Below are 627 nucleotides of genomic sequence, written 5' to 3'. Positions count from 1 at the left end.
CGCTGAGAGCATCCTTGCCTACTTCGACCGGCCAGGAACCAGCAACGGTCCAACAGAAGCTATCAACGGGCGACTTGAGCACTTACGAGGTACCGCCTTGGGCTTTAGAAATTTAACCAATTACATAGCCAGGTGCTTGCTGAAGTCAGGAGGGTTTAGAAATCAGCTACACCCTTAAATGCGAAGAGCCGCGTCACCACCTTCAAGGACGAGGCGGAAGCCCTGGCCATCGCCAACGACACCGAGTTCGGGCTGGGCGCGGGCGTATGGACTCGCGACATCAACCGTGCTTACCGCATGGGCCGAGGGATCAAGGCCGGTCGCGTGTGGACCAACTGCTACCACCTGTACCCGGCACACGCCGCATTCGGTGGCTACAAGAAGTCGGGCGTGGGTCGTGAAACCCACAAAATGATGCTTGATCACTACCAACAGACCAAAAACCTGCTGGTGAGCTACGACATCAACCCATTGGGCTTCTTCTAACCCAGTGTACGGTGCGGCCTTCAACAGATTGAAGGCCGCACTGGCTTGCCGAACACGTGCCTCACGCCTCTCAACTGCAGCTGCCTTATCGCCCGCCTTGCCGCCCCACGCCGGCGCACAGGCAGGATTCAGAAATAACCT

At 57.6% G+C, this 627-nt stretch carries 1 protein-coding gene and 1 pseudogene; both read left to right on the top strand.

The window, feature by feature from the left end:
• Window positions 1-178 (top strand): transposase (locus EKA13_RS27535; protein WP_141685661.1); only part of this gene is annotated, 178 nt, incomplete at its 5' end.
• Between the two features lie 14 nt (window positions 179-192).
• A pseudogene (locus EKA13_RS27530) lies at window positions 193-486 on the top strand (aldehyde dehydrogenase family protein); the annotation flags it as partial.
• Between the last annotated feature and the right edge of the window lie 141 nt (window positions 487-627).

Source organism: Pseudomonas defluvii (genome assembly GCF_001695625.1).
Lineage (GTDB): Bacteria > Pseudomonadota > Gammaproteobacteria > Pseudomonadales > Pseudomonadaceae > Aquipseudomonas > Aquipseudomonas defluvii.
Note: the sequence above shows the minus strand (reverse complement) of the source record. Positions and strands in the feature narration are given on the sequence as shown.